The organism is Peribacillus sp. P4_C12 (assembly GCF_056402095.1).
The window spans coordinates 1-1,202 of sequence record NZ_JBFUIB010000855.1; the positions used below are offsets into that span (position 1 = coordinate 1).

Below are 1,202 nucleotides of genomic sequence, written 5' to 3' on the forward strand. Positions count from 1 at the left end.
GCTCATGCCATTCATAATGATAAACGCCCTGATCAGCTTGTAACTGTTTTTGCTGGTCAAGATAAAGAAGCAACGGAGAAGGCCCGTGATTATTTCGAAGGTTATCCACCGTCTTCACCATCATTTGCTCTTCTGAAGGATGGAAAAATCATTACGATGATAGAACGTCATGAAATCGAAGGGCATCATCCAATGTCTGTTGTCGAAAAATTGCAAGATTACTTCGATCAATATTGCGAAGAAGTGTAAGTTACTTTTTTGTAAGCTGACTTGCAAGGATGAAACCCGCCAATTTGGCGGGTTTTTTTATTCATTATTCTGCATGATTAAGGAACTTTTAGGAAAAAAGATAGATAAGGCAAACAGATATGCTTTAAACGAAGTGAATATATGAAAAATAAAAATAGTTATGAGAATATTCTAAAAAATAAATCTATTTTTAACGTTATTGAATAATTACTAGAGTGTGTTAAAATACATATTAGTGTATGAATATTAGTTAATCAAATTAATTAATAATTTAACAAAAACTAAATTTAATACCAAGAGAATTGAAAATATCATTTTGGAGGAATAATAATGAAGTTGAAAAAGCAGTTAGCATTGTTGCTTACTTCTGTTTTATTAGTAGGTATTTTAGCAGCATGCGGAACATCAGAGAAAAAAGATACTAACACAGCTGATAATAAAGACAAAAAAGTTCTAGTAATGGGAACTTCTGCGGATTATCCACCTTTTGAATATGTTGAAACTTCGAAAAGCGATGAAATAAAAGGATTTGACATTGATATCGCTAAGGCCATCGGTAAAAAATTAGGTTATGAGGTTGAAGTGAAGGATATTGACTTTAATAGCCTTGTACCGGCACTTGAAAATAAATCAATCGATTTTGTTATCTCTGGAATGACTCCGACAGCTAAACGTGAGCAATCAGTCGATTTTAGTGACATTTACTATACAGCTAAAAACATGATTGTTACGACAAAAGACAGTAAGATTAAAACCGTTGAAGATTTAAAAGGGAAAACGGTAGGCGTACAGCTTGCGTCCATCCAAGAGACATTGGCAACTGACTTGAATAAAAATAAAGATATCGGGATGAAAGTTGAAAAACGAAATAGGATTCCAGAAGTTGTTCAAGAAATGTCTTCAGGACGTTTTGATGCAGTAATAATGGAAGATACTGTGGCTAAGGGCTATTT

Annotated in this window: 2 protein-coding genes; both read left to right on the plus strand. The window is 33.3% G+C overall.

The window, feature by feature from the left end; all coding sequences use genetic code 11:
* Positions 1-249, plus strand: a 249-nt coding sequence (locus tag AC1DUW_RS29685; RefSeq protein ID WP_477644288.1) for a BrxA/BrxB family bacilliredoxin, incomplete at its 5' end; no start/stop codon positions are given.
* Positions 250-585: 336 nt separating this feature from the next.
* Positions 586-1,202 (plus strand): transporter substrate-binding domain-containing protein (locus AC1DUW_RS29690; protein ID WP_477644289.1); only part of this gene is annotated, 617 nt, incomplete at its 3' end.